This window comes from Vibrio scophthalmi, from assembly GCF_040869025.1.
Taxonomy (GTDB): Bacteria; Pseudomonadota; Gammaproteobacteria; order Enterobacterales; family Vibrionaceae; genus Vibrio; species Vibrio scophthalmi.
The window spans coordinates 42,743-63,986 of the sequence record NZ_CP134271.1 but is presented as its reverse complement, the minus strand read 5'-3'; the positions used below and the strand labels follow the sequence as shown (position 1 = coordinate 63,986).

At 42.4% G+C, this 21,244-nt stretch carries 19 protein-coding genes; 16 read left to right on the top strand and 3 right to left on the bottom strand.

Features of this window, described 5'->3' with window-relative positions; genetic code table 11:
• Window positions 1-782: 782 nt before the first annotated feature.
• Genes RJD38_RS00215 through RJD38_RS00205 form a run of 3 tightly spaced genes read left to right on the top strand, consistent with a single transcriptional unit; the run spans window position 783 to window position 2,321 of the window.
• Window positions 783-1,034 carry a hypothetical protein gene (locus tag RJD38_RS00215; RefSeq protein WP_065545232.1) on the top strand — a complete coding sequence of 84 codons (252 nt, stop codon included), beginning with the start codon at window positions 783-785 and terminating at the stop codon, window positions 1,032-1,034.
• Between the two features lie 23 nt (window positions 1,035-1,057).
• On the top strand, window positions 1,058-1,342 hold the full coding sequence (locus RJD38_RS00210; RefSeq protein ID WP_065545233.1) for a helix-turn-helix domain-containing protein: 285 nt from the start codon (window positions 1,058-1,060) through the stop codon (window positions 1,340-1,342).
• Complete coding sequence (locus tag RJD38_RS00205; RefSeq protein WP_065545234.1) at window positions 1,326-2,321, top strand: reverse transcriptase family protein; 996 nt, start codon at window positions 1,326-1,328, stop codon at window positions 2,319-2,321. The genes RJD38_RS00210 and RJD38_RS00205 overlap by 17 nt, the downstream gene beginning before the upstream one ends.
• 251 nt (window positions 2,322-2,572) lie before the next feature.
• Here the strand turns inward: RJD38_RS00205 and RJD38_RS00200 are convergent, their stop codons facing one another.
• Window positions 2,573-3,904, bottom strand: a complete 1,332-nt coding sequence (locus tag RJD38_RS00200; protein WP_065545235.1) for an MFS transporter — start codon at window positions 3,902-3,904, stop codon at window positions 2,573-2,575.
• A 1,139-nt stretch (window positions 3,905-5,043) separates the two neighbouring features.
• Here RJD38_RS00200 and RJD38_RS00195 point away from each other — a divergent pair.
• Window positions 5,044-5,250, top strand: a complete 207-nt coding sequence (locus RJD38_RS00195; RefSeq protein WP_005594946.1) for a hypothetical protein — start codon at window positions 5,044-5,046, stop codon at window positions 5,248-5,250.
• Between the two features lie 184 nt (window positions 5,251-5,434).
• Here the strand turns inward: RJD38_RS00195 and RJD38_RS00190 are convergent, their stop codons facing one another.
• The gene (locus tag RJD38_RS00190) at window positions 5,435-6,352 is read right to left on the bottom strand and encodes a GGDEF domain-containing protein (RefSeq protein ID WP_065545236.1); all 918 of its coding nucleotides are present in this window, start codon (window positions 6,350-6,352) and stop codon (window positions 5,435-5,437) included.
• Window positions 6,353-6,742: 390 nt separating this feature from the next.
• Here RJD38_RS00190 and RJD38_RS00185 point away from each other — a divergent pair, with 390 nt between their 5' ends.
• The 10 genes from RJD38_RS00185 (at window position 6,743) to RJD38_RS00140 (ending at window position 16,915) form a co-directional block, all read left to right on the top strand.
• On the top strand, window positions 6,743-7,366 hold the full coding sequence (locus RJD38_RS00185) for a hypothetical protein (RefSeq protein WP_065430263.1): 624 nt from the start codon (window positions 6,743-6,745) through the stop codon (window positions 7,364-7,366).
• 108 nt (window positions 7,367-7,474) lie between these two features.
• Complete coding sequence (locus tag RJD38_RS00180) at window positions 7,475-8,059, top strand: hypothetical protein (RefSeq protein WP_367971378.1); 585 nt, start codon at window positions 7,475-7,477, stop codon at window positions 8,057-8,059.
• Between the two features lie 103 nt (window positions 8,060-8,162).
• Window positions 8,163-9,371, top strand: a complete 1,209-nt coding sequence (locus RJD38_RS00175; RefSeq protein ID WP_032073033.1) for an IS4 family transposase — start codon at window positions 8,163-8,165, stop codon at window positions 9,369-9,371.
• Window positions 9,368-9,847 carry a hypothetical protein gene (locus RJD38_RS00170; protein ID WP_367971377.1) on the top strand — a complete coding sequence of 160 codons (480 nt, stop codon included), beginning with the start codon at window positions 9,368-9,370 and terminating at the stop codon, window positions 9,845-9,847. Before RJD38_RS00175 ends, RJD38_RS00170 begins: the two co-directional genes overlap by 4 nt.
• A complete protein-coding gene (locus RJD38_RS00165; protein WP_065430264.1) occupies window positions 9,847-11,367 on the top strand; it encodes a flagellar assembly protein T N-terminal domain-containing protein in 1,521 nt (506 codons plus the stop codon). The genes RJD38_RS00170 and RJD38_RS00165 overlap by 1 nt, the downstream gene beginning before the upstream one ends.
• 6 nt (window positions 11,368-11,373) lie before the next feature.
• Window positions 11,374-12,561, top strand: coding sequence for a hypothetical protein (locus RJD38_RS00160; protein WP_065430265.1), 1,188 nt, complete (start codon window positions 11,374-11,376; stop codon window positions 12,559-12,561).
• A 3-nt stretch (window positions 12,562-12,564) separates the two neighbouring features.
• A complete protein-coding gene (locus RJD38_RS00155) occupies window positions 12,565-14,223 on the top strand; it encodes a hypothetical protein (protein ID WP_065545237.1) in 1,659 nt (552 codons plus the stop codon).
• Window positions 14,224-14,235: 12 nt separating this feature from the next.
• A complete protein-coding gene (locus tag RJD38_RS00150; protein WP_065431086.1) occupies window positions 14,236-14,826 on the top strand; it encodes a hypothetical protein in 591 nt (196 codons plus the stop codon).
• 18 nt (window positions 14,827-14,844) lie between these two features.
• Entirely contained in the window at window positions 14,845-15,966 is a 1,122-nt protein-coding gene (locus RJD38_RS00145; protein WP_065430266.1) for a transglycosylase SLT domain-containing protein, read from the top strand.
• Window positions 15,950-16,915, top strand: coding sequence for an LPP20 family lipoprotein (locus RJD38_RS00140; protein ID WP_065430267.1), 966 nt, complete (start codon window positions 15,950-15,952; stop codon window positions 16,913-16,915). The genes RJD38_RS00145 and RJD38_RS00140 overlap by 17 nt, the downstream gene beginning before the upstream one ends.
• Window positions 16,916-17,013: 98 nt before the next feature.
• On the opposite strand, the gene RJD38_RS00135 is transcribed toward RJD38_RS00140, so the two are convergent.
• Window positions 17,014-18,672: an FAD-dependent oxidoreductase gene (locus tag RJD38_RS00135; protein ID WP_065430268.1), complete on the bottom strand. Its 1,659-nt coding sequence runs from the start codon at window positions 18,670-18,672 to the stop codon at window positions 17,014-17,016.
• Window positions 18,673-18,946: 274 nt separating this feature from the next.
• On the opposite strand from RJD38_RS00135, the gene RJD38_RS00130 reads away from it, so the two are divergent.
• Both RJD38_RS00130 and RJD38_RS00125 read left to right on the top strand, forming a co-directional pair.
• Complete coding sequence (locus tag RJD38_RS00130) at window positions 18,947-20,365, top strand: chromosome condensation regulator RCC1 (protein WP_065430269.1); 1,419 nt, start codon at window positions 18,947-18,949, stop codon at window positions 20,363-20,365.
• Between the two features lie 148 nt (window positions 20,366-20,513).
• Window positions 20,514-21,221 carry a hypothetical protein gene (locus tag RJD38_RS00125; RefSeq protein ID WP_065545238.1) on the top strand — a complete coding sequence of 236 codons (708 nt, stop codon included), beginning with the start codon at window positions 20,514-20,516 and terminating at the stop codon, window positions 21,219-21,221.
• Window positions 21,222-21,244 lie beyond the last annotated feature (23 nt).

Sequence of the window (21,244 nt, the reverse complement as noted above, 5' to 3'; positions counted from 1 at the left end):
TCCGTTCCCGCACAGGCGGGAATCTCTTTTTATATTCGTTTAAATCTAGCGTTCATTTTGAACACAATAAAAGCAAAAGCGAGATTCCCTTTTCCAAGGGAATGACCGAGTGGTGTTGTGAGATCTAATGTCTACAGAGACCATTCATCTAGAGGCAAGAAACTCTGCCCTTACGTCATTCCCGCGAAGGCGGGAATCTAATGAATAAAAACTAAGTATGTTAGTTGTTGGCTGACTCGTTTTTGCCCCAAAGTGAGCTAGAACAAAAACGGATTCACATTCTGTTTATGTGTATTTTCCCTACCTGAATTTATGCACATAACCTCCCCATAAGCGCTATTTGAACAACGGCCATACACATCAATTAATTGACTATTTGTAAACTATTGACTATTTGTCACGTTTGAGTGATAATTCAATTCACAGGATGTTTCGTCCTGATGTTCTTTAAAATAATGACCTTTTTCGAATCGTAACTGGCAGTAATGCCGATTATCTTAGTGATAATCTATGTCACCCACACCTCAAACGTACTAATCAATAGGGCTTGTAAGTAAGCGCAGATATGCACGTAACACGCATGAAGCAATTACCTAGAATCGTACTGATAAATCGTAACTATGTTTAGCAGCATGAAGCTAACAGGCTAAATATTAGTTAAAATGGAGGGGAGAACAATAAATTGTTCTAAAGATTGTGGTTTGCGCTATCTATATCATTTTATTCGGTTCGGTAAATTTTTTGGAGGGGATTTTCCCAACATCGAATAAGAAGGTTGTTTTATGAATACTCAAATTTTAAAGAACTCACGTGAAGTACTAGAATTAATTTTACGTGAGAAACATGATGATATAGATAGCAGTACGAAACTTAAGGTCGAGAATTTACTTAGCCAGATCAATGCAGAACTTGAAGGGAAAGCACCTTCTAAAACAACGAAACGTCAGATATTGGAAACGTTTGGAGTGTTACTAGGTGTGATCAACAAAGGAGCAGAGCTTGTTGAAAAAATATTCTCAATCATCAATTCGTAAAGTAGACCATTAATTTTTTTATTATGAAATTTTCAAATACCTTAGAAAAGTGCCGTAAGCACAGAAAATTATCCAAGAAAGACTTGGCTGATAAGATTGGTAAAAGCGCATCTTATATAACTCTTTTAGAACAGGGAAAGAGAGAGCCAAACTTAAGTCTTATTGAAGATTTGTGCTCAGCACTAGACATTCCCACACCTGTCTTTATGTTTCTTGCTTCTCAAGATCAAGATTTACCTATGAGTGATGAGTTAACTACAAAGATAGAAAAACTTATGTATCAATTGATTGATGACTCTGACTCCTGAATACAAATTAAAATCGATCGGCAGCGTCAATGCTCTCGCTCGTTTACTACAACTTCCGTTAAGCAGAGTTCAGTATTTGGCAAATAACGCATCTGATTTTTATCGTGTGGCCAAAGTTGAGCAAAAGAAGTCAGGTGGTCAACGCGTCACCTATGATGCTTATAGAGCCTTAAAATCCGTTCACCGAAAACTTCAGCACCAAATATTCAAAAAAGTCATATATCCTCAATATATACAAGGTTCAATCAGTGGGCGTTCCTACATAACGAACGTTAGAAATCATACAAAGAGTAAGATTGTGATTTGTGAAGATATTTCTAATTTCTTTCCTACGATTAAAGCCGATCAAGTCGAAAAAATGTTTATGCGTCTGTTCCACTTTCCTCAAGAGGTGGCAAAAATATTAACAAATCTAGTGACTTTAAACGGTAGTGTACCGCAAGGCGGGGTTTGCAGTAGCTACATCGCCAATCTGGTAATGTGGGAGAAAGAATCAGTTCTTGTTTCACGCCTTATTAAGACAAAACTTACCTACACCAGATATGTTGATGATATTACAGTATCTTCTAAATCTTATATGACCAAACAAGAAATTAGTGATGTGATTGCCTCGATTTATGGAATGCTTCGTCATTACGGTGTCGAACCAAATAAAAGTAAACATGAAGTCTTAGGTAATGGTACACACCAGACCGTGCATAGAGTCGGGGTTAATGGAAACCGTCCTAGCTTTGGTAAAGAAGAGAAGAAAAAAGTGAGATGTGCTGTTCATAATCTCAGCACCTTATTTACTGATGACCACTGCACATATGAAGATTACCTGAGAGTATTCAGTTCCGTGAGTTCACAAGTAGGAAAGCTACAACAACTTAATGAATTCCAAGGAAAGAAATACAGAGAGGCCTTAAACGCGATTAAACCGTCGATTAAACGGTTGCTCCTTGAAAGCCTAACTTGTACTGGCTCAGATTTGATCTGACAATTGAATTGCCACCGACTTGATAGTCACGCCCGAGTTGGGCTCATCTGCTTTATTATTTGCCCAAACTCAGCTTATCAGAAACGGTCGACTTTGAGCGTCAACTCTAACGCGCTTTTGTCCACTTACGATTCAGCTTCTCTTTGCTGAATCGGCCATCATTGCCTTACTGATATGTCTTTCGTGCTTGTCGAGCACTCTTAACGATGGTCAAGAGTGCGCGACAAGCACGAGCCGCAGATGCGCGGCGTCTAAAAAATCGCTTTCTTTTTATTTTGAAAATAGAACACAGCGCTGATGGCAATGAACAGCAGGGTAAAATAGTAGAAGAATGACGACAGTGAGGCTAAGAAGTCGAGATGTTGCTCTATTTGTTGCTCAGTGTAGTTCTCAGAGATCAATTTGTAGTAGTAGGCATATAAGATCCCGATAGAGCCGTAACCTAGGTTAAACATCAAACCCTTAAAGCTTAAAACGGTTGCTCTGTTGTGTGATTCGGTCTTTTTATTAAGGTGATAGCTGATGAAAATGTTCATCGTCATAATAATAAAGATCAGGATCAGCGCCGGTATTACCCCATAAATTGACCAGCCGAGACTAATCCAATAATAGGTCGCCATTGTCGCTAAACCCATCACAACAAAGAATTTTTTTGGTGCCATATTTTCAGCCAATCGACGGCTTTGTCCTGCCAGGAGAATTTTGAGCAAACTTATCCCTGCGCCGATTAAACCGAAATAGATAATCGGGATATCAATGGCGCGATAGTATTGGCTGTTCATGGTTAAAAACATGCGCGATGTGTGTTCGAACAAGCTGTAATAGAGCAATATGAACAGTACGTAAGGTGTCGAAAGCACCCATTTTCCCGTTATTCCTGTGAGTTTTAGGCTGGCGATGGTTGTGGCCATTTTAGTGTTATTAGCCGGTAGTGTTTTTTTCGCTTCTCTCATGTTTGTCGCGGCATAAATGGCGATCATCGCAACAATTAAGGTAGCATAAACAGGGATGCGCATGATGTCTTGGGTGCTTTGCGGTTCAGCTAACCCAAGAAAATGGTAAACACCGCTCATGAAGTTAACGTCATACATGGCAGCGCCCAACAGCGTGACAAAAATCCCAACACTTGAGGCAATGCGAAGCTGAATCTGTAATACGCGCGGCCACAGTTCTTCTTTGCCCTGATCTTTTAGGGTGTCGTAAGCTAAGGCTTCATCGGCACCGCTTGCTAACGCTGTTGCTAAGCCACTTAAGATTCGGTTAATCAAAAATACGTTGAATACCAAAGTCGGGTTACCAATGGGTACCACGGCAATCATGGCGATTTCAATAAACATGACAATCGATGACAACACCACAAGCTTTTTACGCCCTAAGGTATCAGCAAACGCGCCCGATGGAACTTCAGCAAGCACAATGGTGGCAGCCCAAACCACGTTGAGCATGGCAAATTGGGAAAGGGTTAGGCCGTAATCTAAATAGAGTAGTGTGAATATAGGGTAGTAAAAGCGCGCAAAGTAGCTGCTTCGAAACATTAAGAAGTAGCGTACATTACGAATTTGAAGGATTTCTTTGAGCGTCATGAAATATTCTGTAGTTTTAGCGACATAAGATTAGAGTTCGATCTTTATGAGGTAAATAGTAAAGATTCTGCCTTAGATATCATGAGATTGTTGCAAAAATCCATAAGTTTCTGAATGAGTGATGTTATTGACTCAGTAGTGGCTCTCGGTGTGGTTGCATAGTGAGCACTGGCCTCATGATCCATCATCAAATCGAACGTAATGGCTTTGTGCCTTAAGGGATGATTACGTTTTGAGTACTGCGTTTATGGTGTAAATTTCACCCGTTAGGCGATATCAGCCAAAAATGGACAATTTAAGTGTTTGTTTTAAAGGGTGTTGTAAATTTCAATCGAAATAGCTATCTATTCTGCATGTCAGGTGTATAGTGGCCTCAGCTTACGTAGCTTAGCGATTGATGAAATGTTTAGTTCGATAAACTAGCTGTTTTGTCTCTAATCACTCCGTCATCTTTGCCCTGAGATGGTTTTCTTCATTCCCGATTTAGTTGTTTCGAATATTAAATTGCCATGTTATCGAGGTATCGGTCATATCAGACGATAGGCTTAGTTAAATGGTTGACGAAACGAAATATGTAGCGCCGTAGCAATCACTAGTTGCGCTGATATTGTTATCTATTTCAATGCTATTGCTACAGACAGTGTTAAACGTTGGCTGGAAGTCAGGGCGGTAAGGCTCACAGCTGCAAATGTTACTCTCGCTTAATCGATAGTCGCGGGATGGTTTAATTTTGGTGTGACAAGGTGTTTACGTTTGTAGCCGCTGATTACTTAAAACCATCCACGATGAACCGGCAAGTATACTTATCTAATGCAATACATTCGCTTGTGAGCGATGTATTAAAGCGTCATTTCTTATCCAGAGTGAATGTCAGTATTTGAGTTGGTTATTCAATTTGAGTAACTCGCTACAGTGGTGTCGAACTCACGAGGCTTAAGGTTGAGAGCTTTTTATATTGAAACTGAAATGGATATCTAACTTTGAAAAAGAAAACTCCAACGACTAAGCCGAGCAAAGGTACGAGTGAGGCTAAAGATGACAAGTCAAATAATATCCATCAAGTAAGGCGAAGAATCGAAGATATTCTGTTGGAAAGAGAGCAGAAAGAACGTTTGGATCTTTGATGGTAAGAGGAAGTTATGAAAAAACCGGTAAGAAAAAACGTCAAAAAGATGCGTAAAAGTGATTTTGAAGAGCGATTCACCAATATGGTTGGTGAATATAATCAAGCAAAGGAAATCCTTGAATCGTTAGCGGTAGGCACTGCCGAGTACAACAAACAAAAAAAACAGTGCGACATCCTTTTTGCTAGCGCCGAACGTTTCATAAATTCCGTCAAGAATTAATATTACGTGTGCAATACAAAGCCTGCATTTATTTGCGGGCTTTGTTTTATCTGCGTTTTAGAGCAATACAACGTAGCAGTATGTATACACGTGATTTTAAGCACCAGATATTAACAATATCGGTAAATGCTTGAACGAGTGAGCAGTATGAAGTGAGCGAGTGTCGTGTCTAATGATAAAGGTTTTACTTTATCGTGTATTGGCGCTTACCATTGTTTTTTGATTCGTATAAGGCGAGATCGGCTCGGTGGTAGATAGCTTCGATATCGTTATCTTCTTTTTTGAAATGGGTGATCCCGACACTTAGACTGAGAGGGTAGTTAGGGACATCCTTATTGATATAAAGAGTGGCAACAGCTTGGTTGAGCTTGCGTGCTAAATCAACACAAGAGAGCTCATCATTACATCGATGAATAATGCCTAATTCATCCCCACCTAAACGTGCGATAATATCTCCTTCACTAAGTATCGACTGGCATTTCTTTGTGGTTTGACGAATCGCATCATCACCGGTTTGATGACCGTAAATATCGTTTATTTTCTTGAATTCATCGATATCGACCAGCAAGAAGCAGTAATGTTGTTGTGACTGGTGAAAGTGCGCTAAAGCATCGGAAAAAAACTCGTATAGTTTCCTACGGTTATAGACTCCGGTCAGGTGATCCATCTCAGCATAGTAAGTGAGCTGTTGGGCCAGTTCATGGCGAACGGTGATATTACGAGCAACCCAAACAACCGCCCTTTCACCGTGATAGAGTGATTTTAATGGGTTCACTCGGCCTTCAAACCTTAATGATCCAGCGGGGCCGGAGTTCACGTCTAAACAATCCACATCATTCCCTGCCAGCGAATATTCAAAACACATCAGAGTGTCTTTGGTTAGCGTTTCATCAATTCTTTCCAGGAACCAGTTAGCGTTGGTGGGGGATAAGACATCACGCAAATTCTTACCGACCAGCGATAAACCATCGTGATACATTTCGGTATTGTCCCCGCCAAGAATATCTGCATATAAGCCAGATTCCGTCAAAATAAAAACCAAATCAGGCAGCGCGGATATGATCGCGGCATATTCCTCATAACGATGTTTATCATCAAGCATGACTTGCTTCCTTTCACCTTGCGTCATTTCGGCCTTTACTCATTCTAAAATTTGAACGCTTTAAACTTTTAAGTGTGCGATTGCACAAAAATCATACACTCAAAGTTAGAGTTTAGACTCGAAGATTTGGTCTAGGTGATAGCTAGTTAACGTTTTTGTAAGATCACGTTGTGAGAGATTCTCACTAATGATGTTGTTTTGTGTGCTATCAATTCAAAAAAATTGTAATTTTATTTTTACTTAAATCAATAGTTTATATTCATTCTCATCTCAAGGTTAAGATTGTGGCTTTACATCGGTATGTCGTACTGTATAGTTTTACTGCAAACAGTACGGCATTCGCCTGTATGTTAAATCACAAAATGAAATAACTAACGACGAGTAACAGTAATGAATTTTAAGAAGAATGTAGTAGCAGTAGTATTGGCTTCATCAATGATGTTTGGTTGTTCAGCGTTTAGCGATAACGCAAGTGTTGATTACGATCAACAGCTCGTTGTGGGTAACGAACTCTCTGTGCGTGCGACCGACGAATACCAGTTTTCAAAAATCAAGGAAGGTGAACTTGTTCGTACAACGGTGAATACTGCATTCTTAATTGCGAAGCCTATGTACGAAGACTACATCAAGTCTGCGGAAAACCAGCCAGAAGTTAAGCAGTTCTTAGCTTATACGCAAAATATGTCCGAAGAAGAGCGTGAAGCTGCGTTTAATCAACTTGATGATGAAAGCAAAGCAAAGGTTAAACAGTATGTCGAATCTTCTGCTTTTGAAAGTGTTCTGGCGGGTTTAGGTGATGCATCTAAAGCTGCGCTTTCTGCTGCGTCTAAATTTGATGAAGAAAAGCTATTAGGTCTAGTGACGGATTCAAATAGCGGCCTTGGTTTTAAAGACATTATGCAAGAGCAATCTCTTTACGAACTGACTGGCGAGCAGATTATGTTTATGAATGATTCTGTTATCTCGGCGTACCAAACTGCTAAGCAGCTTTCTGCACTTACGAACGCTCAATAAGCGTTTCAATAGCCAGCCTTAGGGCTGGCTTTTTTGATCTAAATCTCCAAGTGTTATTACATCAATTCTGATGTGCCTGCTTGTCTCTATTTGTTCGGAACTATTATCGTGAAATTAAAATTCTCTGCGCTTTTTGCGTCGCTTCTGCTCGTCGGTTGCCAGTCAACAAGTCTTAAAATCAACTCTGAGGCGGATGTTGATGCTAACTCTCAAATTAATAAAGTTAACAAAGAAGCGCTTTATGAGTCAGACAACATTGAACTGCCAAGTAACTATGATGTGAAAGCGTTCAGCAAGATGACCATTGCTGCTTACGTTGACAATGTTCAGTTTGAGAAGAATGCGCGTAAAACCAATATCGATCAGGGCATTATCGCCAAGTTGCTAGAAAACGAACTCGCCCGTACCAAACGCTATGAGGTGCTTACTCGCAACTGTGATGCGTGTAATTACGAAGTAGCATTCCAAGCGGAAAATACAGTTGAAGAAGGTTCAATCGCGATTGGTGAGCAGTTGAATCCGGATTTTGTACTGGAGTCCTCAATTTCATTAGGCTCAGTGATTAAGCAGAAAGACGATCATTTTGAAATTATTTTTCGCAGCTTAGTGACTACCAAAGTTGTTAATCCGACCACCGGGCAAATCGTTCACTCATTTGAGCCTATTCGCCACAACATGCCGGCTAAGCGCTGAGGAATCCCCTAATGATTTTGATAAAAATCATAAATTTAAGGTAGATGCACATCTTGTCATGTGATCAAATGGTTCTGAGAAAAATCAATAACCAGACAACAAGATGTGCGAACTCGATATTTTACACGACTCTCTTTACCAATTCTGCCCTGAATTGCACTTAAAACGACTCAACAGTTTAACGCTGGCTTGCCACGCATTACTTGAATGTAAAACGCTCACTCTTACCGAACTTGGTCGTAACCTGCCAACGAAAGCCAGAACAAAACATAACATCAAACGAATCGACAGATTGTTAGGTAATCGTCACTTGCACAAAGAGCGACTCGCTGTATACCGTTGGCATGCCAGCTTTATCTGTTCAGGTAATTCGATGCCCATTGTTCTTGTTGACTGGTCTGATATTCGTGAGCAAAAACGGCTTATGGTATTGCGGGCTTCGGTGGCACTACATGGTCGTTCTATTACTCTTTATGAGAAAGCCTTTCCGCTTTCAGAGCAATGTTCAAAGAAGGCTCATGACCAATTTCTAGCCGACCTTGCAAGCATTCTACCGAGTAACACTACACCGCTCATTGTCAGTGATGCTGGCTTTAAAGTGCCATGGTATAAATCCGTTGAAAAGCTAGGTTGGTACTGGTTAAGTCGAGTCAGAGGGAAAGTGCAATATGCAGATTTAGGTGCGGAAAACTGGCAACCTATCAGCAACTTACATAGCATATCCTCAAGTCGCTCAAAGACTTTAGGCTATAAGAGGTTGACTAAGAGCAACCCAATTTCATGTCAAATTGCACTGTATAAATCACGTCCTAAAGGCCGAAAAAATCAGCGTTCGACACGGACTAATTGTCATCATCCGTCACCTAAAATCTACTCCGCTTCGACAAAAGAACCATGGGTTTTAGCGACTAACTTGCCCGTTGAAATCCGAACACCAAAGCAACTTGTTAGGCTCTACTCGAAGCGTATGCAAATTGAAGAAACCTTCCGAGACTTGAAAAGCCCAGCCTACGGTTTAGGCCTCCGTCATAGCCGAACTAGCAGCTCAGAGCGCTTTGATATCATGCTGCTAATCGCCCTAATGCTTCAACTGACATTTTGGCTTGCTGGAGTTCATGGTCAGAAACAAGGTTGGGATAAGCACTTCCAAGCTAACACTGTCAAAAATCGAAATGTACTCTCAACAGTGCGCTTAGGGATGGAAGTTTTGCGGCATTCTGGCTACACAATAACGAGGGAAGACTTGCTCGCGGCTGCAACCCTGCTTGCTCAAAATCTATTCAAACATGGTTGTGCTTTGGGGAAATTATGAGGGGATCCCTCAGGGCTAAGCGTTTCTTTGCGATGGGCGATATTAATAGTAAATACAAGTTTTTAGGTGGCTTTGACTTCCGTGACCACAACGAGCTGCAAGAAGCCTATAAAGAAGCCGCACAAAAGAGCATTCAAGTGCTGGTAAACCGCACTATGGATTACTATCCGGTGGGTGGCCGAGTGACTAACTATCGTAATGGCCGTTTTGCCATCAACTCGGGGATTAATCAGGGATTTGCGACTAAGCAAGCGGTGGTCCTTTTTCTTAGTGATGATGGTTTAGATATTCCAATTGCTTCGGGTGAAGTCACGCCAAAATCAGAGAGTGGTTCTGGTGTCATGTTTACATGGAAAGAAGATGACGTTGATGCGCAACAAGTTAAAAAACAGATTGAAGCGATGGGTAAAGAGTACCTAAAACGCAACAAGGTTTATGCCGTTTCTGTTGGGACACCTGAGGACTGGGCGCTGTAATGGTTTGGCGAATTTTACGCACTTTAACGTTATCGGTTGCCATTTTATGTAGTGGTTTTCACGCCGCTATTGCAGCGGCCGATCCCATGGATGATGTCTTCTCTATGCTTGGTCAAGGTGGCACGCGTTCGGGCGTCAATGCTTTAGATGGCTATTATGTAGTGGCGATGGGCACATCAAACCATTCAAGTGAGAGTAAAGGCAAAGAGCAAGCTCGGCTAGATGCATTGCGTCAACTTAATGAAATGATTAACGGGGTAGAAACGTCAGGCTCGACAGAAGTTTCTATGGAGTATGTGACGGTAAGCGATGGCGTCAATGAGCAAGAGTTCTCGAAAGAACGATTTGTTGATGTCGTCAGCCATGCGTTTAAGGGCAATTTGTCGGCCGTTAAAATGCTAAAAAGCGGTCAGTATGATGGTGAACACTTTGTTGCTTTGGTGGTGACAGAGCGTGATGTTGCGAAAGTATCGGCCCTGCGCTCAACGACCACCGATGCGGTTAATTCGTTTGCGAGTCAAACAAGTACGGTTACCGTGGCTGAATTTAGTGGTGATGCATCGTCATCCGTTGAAGCTAAAGGTCTTGCACCAATGAAAAAGGGTGAGTCTGTGGCTCGGGAATTGGCGGTGCAAGACGCGATCAAAAATGCCGTGCAGCAGGCGCAAGGTGTGATGATCAGTGGTAAGTCTGGTCAGTTTAATGAAGCGGTTGCCATGGCGATTTCGACTAAGACTCAAGGCTATGTCAGCCACTACGAGATACTTGACGAAGATATTGAGCGCGGTCAGTACTACGTGATTGTCGTAGCCGATGTCAATCAAGGACAACTGCTCAATGATGCCAACTTCTACTTAGATATTTTTGGCCATGCGCAGTTTTCGGTTTCAGCTAATAATCCGGATAAAAAAGAGTGGCTGACGGATGAATTAGAGAAACTCGGATTTGCGTTTAACCAGGAGCAATCCTCAGCTACGCATACTTTTAAGTTGGAGCAATCTCAACGAGCCGTGGAAGATCATAAAGGCAGTCAGGGTTTTGAAACCGCGGTCAACATCCAGTTGGTGGATAATGCCAGTGGCGCGATCATTTTGACCGTGGTGAATAAGCCCATCAAATCTCGTATCTATGTAGAACCAGCATCACGGGCAAAGCAAGTATCTGAACATCAGGCATACAAGCAGATTTCAGCCAAGCTGGGCTTAGAAGTAATTCAGTCTTTGGCTACCCATGCAGAGCGTGGGGTGGTGTATCCCATCTATATAAAAAATGCGAATCGAAATGATGTTGCCATTTTTAAACATGTCTTGGAAAACTCAACCAATGGTTCGGTAGAAAATTGGCAATGGGATAAGACCGAGAAAACGATGATGTTGAATTATCGCTTCTCTGGCTCGCTTTCTCAGGCATTTGATCAGGGCTTAGATGAGCTGTATCAAACATTCAAGCTAGAAGGCAAAGGACGTCGCCCGCACCTGAAGTCAGTCGATAATCAGTTGGCGAACTTTGAAATAAGGTAGACAAGGATGATGAGATTGAAATTGGTGGTGCTGTTATTGGTTCAGCGGTGTGGCACCGCGTTTTATTTGGCTCGGCGCTGTATTTTGGTGAAAGATTTATGGCAAACAGCGAACTGGCTAAGAGGGGTATTGCTCAATTTTACATGGGTAGTATCACTTACAGGCGGAATAGCATTGCCTGCTCAGGCTTTGGATTTGCCAGCTATTTATCAGCAACACTTAGCTGAGAAACCGGTTGGCCGCTATGAGCAAAATGGCTATCTATTCATTATTACTCAAGCACAGTGTTCGGATGAATCAAAGCATGCTGGAACCGCGCAAGGAAAGATCGCTGAAGCCGCATTTTATGCTCAACTTGCTGAAGAAGTACAAACGCGAACTGTGCGTATAGCACCTCATGTGGTTGCGCCATCAACACTGGCTCGCCTAGCGGAGCAAGCGTTGATTCGTGCTGAGGTTTCTTCTGTAAACATTCGCCATCAAAAGGTGGCTGATGTTCGTTTACCGAATTGCATCAAACGACAGGTACGAGCGGTGGCAATCAACAGCTTTGTCAGTCAACCAACACTGTTTTCTGCAGCGCAAGTAGAGCAGAAAGCGGGAGAGCTATTAGTGGCTATGTTGCAGCAGCACCAATACTCACAATTGATGACCGTTTTTTCTGAGCCGTCGGAGTTTTCGGTACTGTATCAACTGTTCGAGCTGCTTTCTGCCTCTAATTCTCGTACTTGGCAGGCGCCCAACCAGATTGAACAGATGCGTGATAGTTACGATATCAACGGGGTTCTTGCGGCCGTAAAGTCTTATCAAGGAATACTCTATGCCAATGTGTTATCGACGAATAAATTGGCTGCAGATACCTTCTATCAACAAGCGAACAGCCTGTTTAAGCAAGGGGTTAACCCGGAGCTTATCGAACAAAAGCTGTCGTTGTCTCTTAACGCTGATCCGCACCATACACAAAGTTGGAAGTTATTGTCGAGCCTATTCCGAGCAATAAACCCAGATGAAGCAGTATATGCGGCGAAGCAATATTTCATCCATAGCGAGGCAAGTTTAAGTGCGTGGGTCTCTCTATTTAAAGCACTAGAACCAAGCTCTCCAGCGCAAGCTCAAGCCATTCAAATCCTCATGCGTTATGTCGCTCAAAGTACCGAGTTGACGGCATGGGAAATTAAACAAATTAAAGGTTAAGTCATGAAAAATATCATTACGCCATTGGCACTCTCTATTTCTTTGGTTCTTTCTGGGCAAGCATTCGCCGAAGATTTTATCCCAACGAGCAATACACAAGCTGTTACGACCACGGAAGTGCCTGCCGCTGGAACTCCGGTATCCACAGCGGGTGTTGACGCGCAACAAGCGGCAGCTCAACAACCTTTTGAGCAACAAGAAATCGTTGAGTACATCTCTGCTGAACAGCAAATTTTCGATTACATGGATCAGAAGAACTGGCAGCAAGGGTGGGATGCCGATAAGAAGCGTTTGTTCGTCGTGAATATGCAGCAATTTGATTCAGAAGACCCAAGTTATGACGATAGTTTTGTTACCAAGCGTTCGCAATACGCCATGATCGCCACGATGAGTGCGAAAGCTGAAATGGTGGAGTACATGCGCACCACGATGTCAGCGGTGGATATGCTTACGGCTCCGGGTACGGATGTTCATGCTGAACTCAATGAAAAATATACGCGTGCAGAGAAGAAACTCAGTGCACAAAAGCGTGAGTTGGTGAAGATCATAGCTGAATTGGATCAGGCTGAAGCTGACAAGTTAGCAGGTATCACGATAGAAGATCGTGCAGAGGCAACTTGGGATGCGGTCATTAAGCGAATCGATAGTGATTATGATGCGGGAATGATTGAAGAGTCTAAGCGCAAAAAGTATGAAAAAGTAAAACAGCGTTATGCAGATGCCAGTGGTGAATTGGAAAGGCTAGAGCAAGAAGCGGCTAAGCTGAAAGGCGAGATTAAACTGGAATCAACCAGCATGGTCGAGACACTAGCACAGGCCCCAATTCTGGGGGCGAGTGTGTTGGTGCAAGCTGAGTCATGGAACGCGGAAAGCGAAGTGTATGAAGTTGCCACTTTAATGGTATGGAGTCCTAAGTTAGAAAAGGCCGCCAAATCAATTATCACTGGTGAGATGTTGCCGCTTAAGCCAAAGAATGGACTCTCAGTTCATGATTGGCTTAAGAAACAAGAGGTTGCCACGATGGTTGGCCCACGCCAATTTGTTGATCAAACGGGTGAGCGTTGGTTTATTGGTGCTTATGGTATGCCAGTAGAAGGCTCGTCTTCTATGGTGCGCAAGAATCGCGGTATCGCCGATGCAATGGCAAAAAAAGAAGCGGCAGTTGCGCTGTATGCTGATATCGAAACGCAAAAACAAGCGGCGATTGCGATGCAAACTCGCTCTGGTGATATTGGTAGTAAGGATCATACGGAAGTGGCTACCAGTTTTTCTGAAGCAACGCGTCAATCTGTTGAAAATCGTCATATTAATGGATTATCTAAGTTGTTTTCTCGCACTGTGACTCATCCAATCTCACAGCAAAAAATCTACGTTGTTGCTTATGGTATTTCGGCTACAGCCGCAAGCGAAGCGCTAGCGATTGAATATTCGGCATTTGATGCTGGTGCGACCGCTAACCGAGAAAACAATCTTAAAGCGGCGGATCGAGCGGGTTTGGAAAGCAATCTTCAAGCGTCAAAAACAGAGATCGCAGTGAAACCTGATACCAATTCTTCCGCTAAAAAAGCAACCACATCATCGGTTGTTCCAGTCACGAAGAAAACAGCAACGAACAGTTCTACGTTACTTAACACCCCCGATTTTAGCGACGATGATTTTTAAGGATAAATAATGATGAAAAATGCACTTTTACTTTTGTTCGTGGCGGGTGTTTCTGGCTGTCAATCGACACCGCAACAGACACAAGTGGACCCTTTGACGAGTATCGGTTGTACCTTTTTCGGTGATGGGAAAGTCGCCGCACCGGATTGGATTTGTGCCGGCAGCATCGATGACGCGCGATTTGCTTATATGGCATTGGGTGTAAGCGAAAATACCAGTGGAGGAGTGGCGCATCAGCGAAATCTAGCTATTTTAGATGCGCAGCAACAGATTGCGAAAGAAATCGCTACTGAAGTGATTCAAGTGATGCAAACTAAGGCCGGAACCTTAGGTGTTGCGGGGATTAGTGGTGGCACAGCTGCCACGTCTGAAGAAACCAATGCGATGGCGCAAGTTGCCTTAAAAGGCGCGACAACCTTGCGAGCGCAAAAAGGGCCTGATGGTTTCTTTTATGTGTTGATGGGACTACCTTCTGATTCGGTAGAGCCTAATGTAGAGAATATGTTAGATGCTCAGTTAAGTGATGCTAACGAGACAAGATCTTCGTCAACCCTCAGCAATCAAGAACTAGCCGCAGAAATTAACGCGGCATTGGCTAACTAGATGCTGCAAGGAGAATCGATGTTGAAGTCATTTCTATTCTGCTCTTTAGTGGTTGGGCTTTATGCCCAAACCGTGATTGCAGGAGTTGAGGATCTGCAAGCTAAGTTTGCTAATCAGAAGCAGTCGTTAAGTGACTCTTTTAATCAACAAAAATCACAACAAGTGGATCGCTTTGAACAAGCGAAATTGGCTTATCGTGATAGCTTTTTAAATGCGCAAAAACGCTTTAGTCAGCAATGGGATACGCCAGTATTGAGCTCTGCGACGACTTGGGTTTCTTATTCGGAAGAAGACAAAGTAAGGCGCTCGCTCGATTTTGAATCGGGTGCTTATACGATCGAAGTGTTAGGTGATAAAACGCAAGCACAGATTGATGCAATTGTTGTGCAGCAAACCGAGCGTTTACTTGCGGCCACATCATCAAGTGCGATTAAAAGCGATCCGGTGCTGAATCAAATTGTTAGCAATAATACGCCGTCTAATAAGTTGTTTAGTGAGTTGGATTCAACGGTGATTACCGCGACGAAACAACAATCAGCTTATCGTCAAGCGCAGGGGAGCAAGGTGACGATGGTGACAATGCGTTTCCCCCAAGATAAGTTATCGCAACGAGCGTTACAGTATATTCCGCAGATAAAAAAGCAAGCGCATAAATGGCAGGTCGATCCGACTTTGATTATTGCAATTATGCATACTGAAAGTCATTTTAACCCTGTGGCGCAATCGCATATTCCTGCTTATGGGTTGATGCAAATCGTGCCATATTCAGCAGGCAGAGATGTGACTCGTGTGCATCAAGGGCAAGAGCGTGTGCTATCCGCGGATGAGTTGTTTGTGCCGGACTATAACATTGAGATTGGTAGTGCGTATCTCAATATTCTCGAACAGCGTTATTTGAATGATATTGATGATCCAAGCACGCGTACATTTGTCGCAATTTCTGCTTACAATGGTGGAGTGGGGGCTGTGGCTAAACACTTTAGTGGTACGGGATCTCTGAGTAAGCTAGCGCAATCAGTTAATCGAATGTCTTCGCAGCAAGTGTATCATTCGCTGGTGGAGGATTTTCCTTATAAAGAGACGCGCGATTATCTTAAGAAAGTCGAATCGAAAAGGCAGTACTATGCGCCTTATTTCTAAGATTGTGAGTCGAGTAATATGGCCAAATTTACTGTGCTCGGCTTTGTTGGTATTGCCCTTAACAGTGAGCGCGTTGCCAAGCTCATCACTGCCTAGTTGGTTTACTAATGTAGAGAACGATCCTAAATTGGTCTCTGATGTCGGGGTTGGAGAGACGCTGGAATTAGCCAGACAGGATGCATTATCAAATATTGCCAAATCACTCCATAGCCAAGTTTCTGCAACGACGGAGATCAACATAGCGACCTCTGGAAACGCGCCTAAGACGACGGATTTAGCGGTGAATAACACATCGAGTCATACTCAAGTGTCAACGAAAGAGATGGCGCTATCGATGGTTTTCTGGACACACGCGACTCAGATTGAGGGTATTTTCTATGTTCGCGGACAAATTACATTGGCAGAGTGGGTAGCGGTCAATCAGAATCGACTATCGGTCTATCTTGAACAGGTTGAAAAGATAATCAGTAAGCCGAATTGGAAGTTGATTGATTATCGTAATAGTTTGGCTTTGGATACCGAGTCGATTGAGGCTCTTACAAGTATGCTCGCGCCTTATTCATTTAGCTCTAATCTAACTCGTCAAACAATGGCTGCCCTAAATAACAAGCAACGTGATTATGTTACGCAGCATTGTTTTTCGGTCAAAAAGAGTCACGATAAAGTGACTGATAAGTACTTTTTACCGGTTTTAGAAAGCGCGGTACATCGGGCTGGCTTGCTGGTCTCTGATGATGACCGTTGTGAGGTTATCTCTGTTATTGCCCGTAATGACAATATCGCTGAACAACAGATTCGCACCACATTTTTGATACAGATCGCCAATTATGAAAGCCATCAAATGCAGGTTGTTGGTGAGGGATTATCTTATAAGGCTCGTTTGATTTCTGCTGCTCATAACTTATCAGTGATGCTTGAGAAACAAGGTGGTATTTTGCTGCAAGAGTAGGGCTATTACTGAACGGACCGACAGCGTTACTTTGTATAGAAAAGCCAGCGTTCACTGGCTTTTCTTATTGTCATACTGAATTAAACTTCTTTTGACTATTAAGCTTTAGCAAATTGATAGGTGCGGAAACCGCCGATGAGGTTACGTGCCTTGTATCCATTGTTAACCAGTTGGCGATAGGCGACGTTACCACGTAACCCAACTTGGCAGTAAATCACGATCTCCTTATCCTTTGGTAATTCATTCATACGCCCGCGCAATTGGTCTACAGGAATGTTGATGTCACCTGCGATGTGGTTGCCGTTGGCGCGTTCGCCAGGATTACGCACATCAAGTAGGATTTGATCGTCACTGAGCGAGTCTATGTGATCAAAATGAATCGGAGTCGCATCACCCTTGATGATGTTATTGGCGACAAACGCCGCTTGGTTAATAACATCTTTGGCACTGCCGTAAGGCGGTGCATAGGTGAGTTCTAAATGTTGCAGCTGTTCCACTGTCATGCCGGCACGTTGTGCCACGGCCATAATATCAATGCGTTTATCCACGCCATCTTTGCCAGCGGCTTGCGCGCCTAAGATTTTGCCAGTGGTTGGCTCAAACAAAAGCTTAAATGAAACCGTTTCTGCCCCTGGGTAGTAGCTGGCATGGCTTGCGGTATGAACGAATACTTTCTCGTAGGCAATACCTTCACGCTTGAGTTGCTTCTCGTTCTTACCGGTAGAAGCCACCGCTAAATCGAAGATCTTACAAATCGCGGTACCCTGTGTACCTTGATAGGTCTCATTGCGACCTAACATGTTATCAGCGGCCATACGGCCTTGACGGTTTGCTGGGCCTGCAAGTGGGACAAGTGTTGGGTTGCCAGTAACAAAGTCTTGCTCTTCGATGGCATCGCCCACAGCGTAGATAGAAGGGTCGCTGGTTTGCATATTTGGATTGGTCCAAATACCGCCCAACTCACCAATTTCTAGGCCTGCCTCTTGTGCCAATTTAGTTTCTGGTCGAACACCAATCGCCATGATCAGAATATCGGTAATCAGTTGTTCATCATTACTAAGCGTTAGATTTAATTCACTGCCATCTTGGGTTTCGATATATTCCACGGCACTTAATGCAGTGTTAAGCCGTAGGTCGATATCATGAGCGCGGATCTCTGCATGAGCGAATCCTGCCATCTCTTTGTCCATTGGTGTCATGACTTGGTCGGCCATTTCAAGCAATGTGGTCTTAATACCAAGTTGATGGAACGCTTCCATCATTTCTAAACCAATAAAACCACCACCCACTACGGTCGCGTGTTTAATCGGTTTGCTTTTCAGCGTGTTGATGATGCGATCCATATCTGGAATGTTTCGCAGCGAATGGGTGAGGGGGTTATCAATACCTGCAATAGGCGGGACGATAGCGCCGGCCCCCGGGCTTAGCAATAAGAAGTCGTATTGCTCTTGATATTGCGTGCCATCCAGTAGGTTGCGAACGGTGACGTTTTTGGTTTGACGATCAATTGCGACGACTTCATTCATTACTCGCACATCAACGTTAAAGCGAGCTAGGAAACTTTCTGGTGTTTGGAGAAGCAATTTACTGCGTTCTTGAATATCACCACCGATATGATAAGGCAGGCCACAGTTAGCGAACGAGACGAATGGACCGCGTTCAAACATGATGATTTGAGCGTCTTCACTTAAACGTCGTGCACGTGCTGCGGCCGAAGCGCCACCTGCAACACCACCAACGATTACAATCTTAGTCATTTGCTTCTCCAATACACGGTAGTCGAATTACGAGGAAATTTTGTTCCTGTGTTATATAGCACTATATGTTTATATATTAGCTTTGTCTAATGTTAATGTGACTATTCGTAAATTGAGCAGCATGATTTGAAGAGTATGATCTGAAGACTAAGTAACGGGGACGGTTTTTTATTATATTTCATAGCGATATCTTTGCGGCAGTAGGGTGTTTACGATAATATGCGCCTGTTTGAGTTCTTTTTGTTCATTTAACCTTTATGTTTGGTATCGTTCTATGAGTGCATTGAAAAAATCGACGGGAATTGTCGTTGCAGGAGTCGTGGTTGGTTTGCTGTGTGTTGCTTATTGGAAATATCACACGTTGGTGATGAGCATCGCATTCGAAGATGCTAAATTTCAGGCCTGTGTGCTAGAAGCTGGTAATGAAATAGCAGAAATTGAACATTTAACTTGTGACTATAATATTACTTCTCTTGTCGGTATTGAGCATCTAACAGAATTATCTACATTGGTATTACACGATAGTGAGTTGGCCGTTGCTGATCTTTCGCAAAACCAATATATTAATGGATTTAGTGCAACCAATACGAAATTAGCGAAGTTGGTTTTTGCTGAAGACAACTATCTATATTCATTAGAGATAAATAATAGTGAGTTGAGTGATGTTGATATATCAAGGCTTAAACGTTTAGACTCTGTAGAGATCTCCAACAGCCAGTTGAATAGTGTTGACTTTTCTAATAATTCTGCATTGAAGCAAATAAAGCTGAATGATAATAGACTCGAAGAAATTAAAGGCTTGTCTACCCTGCCAGTAACAAGGATTGAAGTGGCAGGGAACCAATTGAATCATTTAGATGTATCTAAATTGGTTGATTTGGAATTTCTTGATATCGAAAATAATAATCTCAATAGCATCGAAATTTCCGCGAACAAAAATTTAGTTAACCTGCGAACGACAGGTAACGATATCGCGTCGCTTGACTTAGAAAATAGTAATGTAAAACTCAAAAATGTGACGTTTTCACATCCTACCGAGCTCAAGTTAAAACGCTATGAATGGGTAAAAGACGTGCCATTTGAGGATGAAAACTTTAAGCAGTGTATTCTAGATAGTGGACATGAGAAAGTAGCGAAAGTGGTTCAGTTAGCCTGTACCTCAAAGAAAATCAAATCGATTGCAGGCATTGAATATTTACAGAACCTTAAAAAGATAAATGTTTATGCGAATTACATTCAGGAAGCGGATCTCAGAGCGAATAAATTGATTGATTTTACTGCGACGAGAAATGCTATTCGTGATGTTAAATTTGGTCTGAACCCTGAGTTGAAAACCCTACAACTTGCCGGGAATCTTCTAGACGAAATTGATTTTAGCGGTGTTGAAAATATTGAGTATATGGTGATGTGGGGTAATAAGTTTAAGCATGTCGACATTAATAATCTACACTCGCTAGAAACTGTTTATCTAGGCGATAATTTCTTAACTGAGATTGATGTTTCAAACTTAATGGTGCTAAAAAATTTGTTTGTAAATGATAATCGACTGTCTGAAATCGATGTGAGTAAAAATATAAACCTTATAGTTCTTGTTGTTCGTAATAATAACATTCGCTCTCTAAACTTAAAAAACAATAAGAAATTAGCTAAAGACGAAGTCGGTGTTGATCAGTTCGTGCGAGTGATTCGATAGATATTCTATTTGGTCGTATTACGTCGTTATGATAGGTCGATAGGGGCCTATCACATAGTTTAGCCCCTGTGTTTGGTGGTTGTTATCGCCCAAGCATATCGACTCAGTTTTACGCCATGAACCGTTTTTGTATTTAGGTGATTTGGTTATGAAAAACACACAGATTTTCAAGTTATCCGCGTTATTTTCCTTGCTTGTTTTTACCGTCTTATTAGTTTTGGGTTTGTTTGCTGATTTTGATGGCGATATAAGTCGTTTTGTCGCCTATCTTGGTCGCAATGCTTATGATGTATCAAGCTATTTTGCTGTGGTATTAACAAGCTGTTTCTTTGGGCTGGCTTTCATTTTATGGGGTTTTTGGCGCACATCATGGTCTAAAAAAGGCGTGGCGATATTGATTTCGTTATGTGCTGGTACTGGCTTTTATGTTTACGTTTATTATGAGTTCTTGGTGTTTGATTATGTTGTCAAAGAGAACCCGTACCAAGGGGCTTTCGACCGTGACCAAGTATTAGATGCCGATAATAGTCTTGATTTTAAAGTGAAGTATCCTGAGATATACCGAGATACGATCGGCAGTTCATACATTAGTATGGATAAATATCGTGCGTGGCTGCGTAACAATAAAAGTCGTATCGCCCATAACTATAATGTTTGCTTTCAAGGCGAACAAATTGTCTTTAGCGCGGTGAGTGAGTTTTTCGATAATGGTGACTATTGCCAGCCAGAGACAACGATTGAAGGTGATAATGCTGTTAAGCTTATTTTTACTCCGATTGGTGATAATCAGTATCAATGTAGCGGCTGCGATGGTTACTTGCTGCCGGTATATTGGAATCACTATGCTGAAAAGTGAGTAAAGAAAGACAAGCGCTAGCT